Genomic DNA, 5,998 nt, shown 5'->3' on the forward strand with positions numbered 1-5,998 from the left:
TTAAATAACTTTTAATTATTAATTACTTATAGTATTATATATCTTGTCTAAAATAGAAATATAAACTATAATTTATTAAAATAAAGGAAATTTGTTGAATTGATGAAATTAATAATTCAACATTGTACAAAATATTATTAAAAAAGAAAATGAGGGGGTAAAACCATGACTACTAAAGTAAATAATAAATATGGATGTATAGAAATAGATAAACATGTTATAGCTCAAATTGCATACAGAGCTGCAATGGAGAGTTACGGATTAGTAGGTTTCTCACAAAAGATAAAAGGTATTGTTGAATTATTAAAAGGAGACAATGCTACTAAAGGCGTTAAGATATATGAAACAGAAGATAATAAAATAGAAATAGAATTATTTGTTATAATGCAGTATGGAATTAATATTTCGACAGTAGCAAATAACATAATAGACAGAGTGAAATATTCAGTAGAAAATATAACTTCAATAAAAGTTAGTAAAATTGATGTTAACGTGCAAGGTATCAGGGTTAAGTAATATAGGAGGAAGAATATGATTCAATGTATAGACGGAAAACAATTCAGAGATATGTTTGTTTCAGGAGCAAATAATCTTCAAAACAATAAAGATTTAGTTGATAAATTAAATGTATTCCCTGTTCCAGATGGTGATACAGGAACAAACATGTCTTTAACTATATCATATGCAATTAAAGAATTATCAAAAGTTGAAAATGATGATATAACAGATATAGGTAAAGCTCTTTCTAAAGGTTCTTTAATGGGAGCTAGAGGAAACTCAGGAGTTATACTATCTCAAATAATAAGAGGTATAGCAAAATCAATAGAAGGAAAAGAAACTTTAAATGTTGTAGACTTAGCGAATGCTCTAAAAAATGGTTCTGATACTGCTTATAAAGCTGTAATAAAACCAATAGAAGGAACTATTCTTACTGTAGTTAGAGAAAGTGGAGAATATGCAGTAAAGGTTGCTAACAAGGACATGGACATGATTGAGTTCCTTGAATTAATAGTAAAGAAAGCTAATGAATCACTAGAGAAGACACCAGAATTACTAAAGGCTTTAAAAGAAGCTGGAGTTGTTGATTCAGGTGGTAAAGGATTAGTTCTTATATATGAAGGAATGTTATCATCTCTAAAAGGAAATGATATAAAATCTGTAGAAGGTGAAATATCTCCTAATGTAGAGGTTAACGTGGAACAAAACATATCTAGTGAAGATATTAAGTTCCAATACTGCACAGAGTTTATTTTAGAAAGTGATAAAATAGATGATTTAGCAGTAAGAGATATGTATATGAAATTTGGGGATAGCTTAGCTGTAGTTGGAGATGAAGGTGTGATAAAAGTACATGTTCACACTAATGACCCAGGTCTTGCTATACAAGAGGCATTAAAATACGGACAATTATTAACAATAAAAATAGAAAACATGAAACTTCAACATGAAAATAAGGTACTAAATGAAACGGCTCAAACTAAAGATGTACCAGTTGAAGAAAAAGAGTACGGATTTATAGCTACTTCTATGGGTGAAGGCTTAGCACAAATATTCAAAGATTTTGGTGTTGATCACATAATAGAAGGTGGTCAAACTATGAACCCAAGTACAGAAGATTTTATGAAAGCAATAGAAAGCTTACATGCAAAAAATATTATTATATTACCAAATAACAGTAACATAATAATGGCTGCTAACCAAGCTAAAGAATTAAGTGATAAAAATATAATAGTTATACCAACTAAAAATGTTGCACAAGCTTTTGCTACTTTAGTAATATTTGACGGTGATGCTGATGTAACTGAAAATGAAGCAAACATGATGGAAGTCCTATCTTCAGTAAAATCTGGTCAAGTAACTTATGCTGTAAGAGACACAGTTATAAACGATGTAGAAGTAAGAGAAGGAAATATAATTGGTATAGCTGAAGGAAAATTATTAGCTGCAGGAGATAAGGTTGATGAAATAACTACTGATCTTGTTGAAAAATTAGTAGATGAAGATAGTGCTATAATAACTTTATTCTACGGTGAAGATACTTCTGAGGAAGACGCAGAAGCCTTAAGAGATTCTTTAGAGGAAAAATTTGAAGATATAGATGTGGAATTACACTATGGAGGACAGCCTCTTTATTATTACTTAGTTTCAGTTGAATAATGATTAACTGGTCCTGTATAATCGTACTATATTAGTATGTTATACAGGATTTTTTAATCTTAAGGGAATAATAATTGTAGGTGATAATTATGAATAACTTAAATAAAGAGATACAATTTGTAAAAGGAATAGGACCTAAAAGAGCTGAAAAACTTCATAAACTTAATATATTTACGCTAAAAGATCTAATATATTATTTTCCGAGACAATATGAAGATAGAAGTATTATAAAAAAAATTAGTCAATTGGAAAATGAGGACAAGGTATCGATTAAAGGAATTATAACTAAAATTGATACATATAGTCCGCGAAAAGGTATGAAAATAACTAGGATAGATATAAGAGATGATAGCGGTTATATAAAAATGTCATTTTTTAATCAAGAATATATTACAAAAGTATTTAAAAGTGGAGATAGTATTTTAGCTTTTGGAAAAGTTAAGATAGAAAATAACTTTAAGGAATTTATCCCGATTGAAGTAGAACATTATACTAATAAGCCAAGTTCTACTTGTAAAATTGAACCAGCATACCCTTTGACTTATGGTTTAACTAATAAAGAGTTACAAGGAATGATAAAATCAGTTCTTGCAAAGGAAGAATTTAAAGTTGAAGAATATTTACCTAAGTATATATTAGACAAATATAAATTATGCAGTATTGATTTTGCTGTTAGAAATATACATTCTCCAGTTAATAAGGAATATTTAAAAGTTGCCTTATATAGGTTAGTTTTTGAAGAATTTCTAATTTTACAATTGGGACTATTTTATTTTAAAAGTGGAATCAATGAAGCTAGTGGAATAGAATTTGAAGAAAAAGAAAAATTAAATGATATAATAAAATCTCTTCCATTTAAATTAACAAAGGCTCAAAGTCGAGCATTAAATGAAATTACTAAGGATATGACATCTTTAAAAGTGATGAATAGACTAGTTCAAGGTGATGTGGGAAGTGGAAAAACTGTTGTAGCATTACTTGCTCTAGCTAGTGCTGTTTTAAATGGCTATCAGGGAGCTTTAATGGCACCTACAGAGATTTTAGCATCACAGCACTATGATTCCTTTAAAGAAACATTAGAAGCTTTTAATATTAAGTCTGAGCTGTTAGTGGGGAGTCTTACAAAAAAACAAAAAGAAAAAGTATTAGAAAAAGTAAAAAATCAAGAAGTGGATATTCTTATTGGAACACATGCTCTTATAGAAGATAAGGTGGAATTCAAAAATTTAGGTATAGTTATAACGGATGAACAACATAGATTTGGTGTTAGACAAAGAGGAAGATTATCTAATAAAGGAGATAGTCCTGATATTCTTGTTATGACTGCAACACCAATACCTAGAACATTAGCGCTAATTTTATATGGCGATTTAGATATATCTATAATAGATGAGTTGCCTCCAGGAAGGCAACCTGTAGAAACTATAGCTATAGAACATAAAAGAAGAAAAGAAGCTTATGAGAATTTAGTAAGAAATGAAGTTGAAAAAGGAAGACAAGTTTATGTTGTATGTCCTTTAGTAGATGAAAGTGAAAAGATAGAAGCTACAGCGGCAGTTGAATTAGTAGAAGAGTTAAAAAGAGAATTTTTTTCAGATTTACGAGTGGGTCTGCTTCATGGTAAGATGAGACCGAGTGAAAAAGATGATATAATGGATGATTTTAAAAATAAAAAACTAGATATATTAGTATCTACTACGGTTATTGAAGTAGGAGTTAATGTACCTAACGCCACGTTGATGATAATAGAAAATGCAGAGAGATTTGGTTTAGCACAGCTTCATCAGCTTAGAGGCCGTGTTGGAAGAGGAAAGCATAAATCTTATTGCATATTAATTTACAATTCAAAAACAGAAGTATGTAGGGAAAGAATGGCTATTATGGAAGAGACTACAGATGGATTCAAAATATCTCAAAAAGATTTAGAAATAAGAGGTCCAGGTGAGTTTTTTGGGACAAGACAACATGGTCTGCCAGAGTTAAAAGTTGCAAACATTTTTAAACATATTAAAATATTAAAACAAGCTCAATTAGAGGCTAGATACATAATTGGCCAAGATGTAAAATTACAGCAAGAAGATAATAAAAAATTAAAAGAAGAAATATTGTATAAATTTAGTGAACGTGAAGAAATCTCATTAAATTAGTTGAAATTTATGGTAAAATAAAGAAAGGAGATATAATTTTGAGAGTTATTTCAGGAAAAGCAAGAGGACTAAAATTAAATGCTCCGAAAAATGATGACGTAAGACCTACGACAGACAGAGTTAAAGAGTCTTTATTTAATATGATTAATCCATATATAATGGACAGTAATATATTAGATTTATTTGCTGGGACAGGTTCTTTAGGAATTGAGTGTTTATCAAGAGGAGCGAATAAATGTATTTTTGTAGATAATAGTAAGGAAAGTATAAACATTGTAAAATCTAATATAAAGAAGGCAAGAGTTGAAAGTGAAAGTATAGTATTAAACTTAGATTTTAAAAGTGCTATAAACTCTTTATCTTTAAAAAATGAAAAATTTGACGTTATATTTATGGATCCTCCATATTATAAGAATCTGTTTAGTGATGCATTAGGTAGTATAGATAATAATAACCTTTTAAAAGAATATGGTATTATTGTTGTAGAACATGATACTAAAGATAAATTTCCAGATAATATTGGAAGATTGTACAAAAGTAGAGACAAAAAATATGGTAATACAACATTAACGTTTTATAAAGTGGAGGAATAACATGGACAAACCAATGCGTAAAGCAATATTTGCTGGTAGTTTTGATCCAATTACCAATGGACATTTAGATATAATTTTCAGAGCAGCTAAGCTATTTGATGAATTGCAAATTGGAGTGCTTATAAATCCTAATAAAAAGGGACTTTTTACATTAGAAGAAAGAGTTGAATTAATTGAGGTTTGTACAAAAGAATTGAATAATATTAAAGTGATTGAATTCCAAGGTTTATTAGTTAATTACTGTAAAGAACATGGAATAGATACTTTAGTTAGAGGAGTAAGAAGTGAAGCAGATGTTAACTATGAGTTACAAATGGCTCATATGAATAAAGAATTGAATTCTGATATAGAAACAATATTTTTACCAACTAACAAGCAATACTCTTTTGTAAGTTCATCATTAATTAAAGAAGTTTTAAACTTCGGAGCTGATGTTAAAAACTTAGTGCCAGAAGAAGTTATCTGGGCGATAGAAAAGAAGACGAAATAGTAATTTAGGGGGAATAATATGAAAATAGATTTAGAAATCATGGATTTATTTCAAGAATTAGAAGAGTTAATAGAGCATGCACCACTTAAAGGGTTAGCAAGAAAATCAATTAGTATAGATAAAGAGGAAATTCTTGCTATTATAAATGATATAAAAACATTAATGCCAGAAGAAGTAAATCAAGCAATATGGATTAATAGAGAAAGGCAAAGAATAATAACAGAAGCAAAGGCTGAAGCAGAACAAATTATAGAACAAGCTAACCAAGAAGCTCAAATTAAAGCTAAAGAAGGAGAGCAGTTCGAAGAAAATCTTAAACAACAATTTAATGATATTGTAGAATCGAGCGAAGTTGTTGAAAGAGCAAAAGAAAGAGCTACAGAAATTATAAGTAGAGCAGAGTCTTATGCAGTTGAAATTAGAGAAGGATCTATTGAATATGCAGAAGATGTAATAAGTTCAGTTGAACAAAATCTAATAGAAACTTTAGAAATAGTAAAAAGAAATAAAAGAGAATTAAGAGAAGAATAGAAAATAAGCTCCCGATTAAACTGGGAGCTTTCATTATTTTATCAATCTTTTGTTATATATAAAAAGTATAGATTGAATAT

6 protein-coding genes are annotated in these 5,998 nt (G+C 29.0%); all 6 read left to right on the forward strand.

Translation table 11 applies throughout. The annotated features are described in order from the left end of the window. The first annotated feature begins 165 nt into the window (after positions 1–165). The gene (locus tag NSA58_RS14385) at positions 166–516 is read left to right on the forward strand and encodes an Asp23/Gls24 family envelope stress response protein (protein WP_039678920.1); all 351 of its coding nucleotides are present in this window, start codon (positions 166–168) and stop codon (positions 514–516) included. 15 nt (positions 517–531) lie between these two features. After that, on the forward strand, positions 532–2,157 hold the full coding sequence (locus tag NSA58_RS14390) for a DAK2 domain-containing protein (RefSeq protein ID WP_039678921.1): 1,626 nt from the start codon (positions 532–534) through the stop codon (positions 2,155–2,157). An 89-nt stretch (positions 2,158–2,246) separates the two neighbouring features. Next, positions 2,247–4,304, forward strand: a complete 2,058-nt coding sequence (recG, locus tag NSA58_RS14395; protein ID WP_079764691.1) for an ATP-dependent DNA helicase RecG — start codon at positions 2,247–2,249, stop codon at positions 4,302–4,304. 38 nt (positions 4,305–4,342) lie between these two features. Continuing rightward, positions 4,343–4,897, forward strand: a complete 555-nt coding sequence (gene rsmD, locus NSA58_RS14400) for a 16S rRNA (guanine(966)-N(2))-methyltransferase RsmD (RefSeq protein ID WP_074429177.1) — start codon at positions 4,343–4,345, stop codon at positions 4,895–4,897. A 1-nt stretch (position 4,898) separates the two neighbouring features. Then, complete coding sequence (gene coaD / locus NSA58_RS14405) at positions 4,899–5,387, forward strand: pantetheine-phosphate adenylyltransferase (protein WP_079764692.1); 489 nt, start codon at positions 4,899–4,901, stop codon at positions 5,385–5,387. Positions 5,388–5,405: 18 nt separating this feature from the next. Next, complete coding sequence (locus tag NSA58_RS14410; protein ID WP_039678923.1) at positions 5,406–5,918, forward strand: hypothetical protein; 513 nt, start codon at positions 5,406–5,408, stop codon at positions 5,916–5,918. Positions 5,919–5,998: the final 80 nt, after the last annotated feature.

It is taken from the genome of Terrisporobacter muris (assembly GCF_024621905.1).
GTDB classification, from domain to species: domain Bacteria; phylum Bacillota; class Clostridia; order Peptostreptococcales; family Peptostreptococcaceae; genus Terrisporobacter; species Terrisporobacter muris.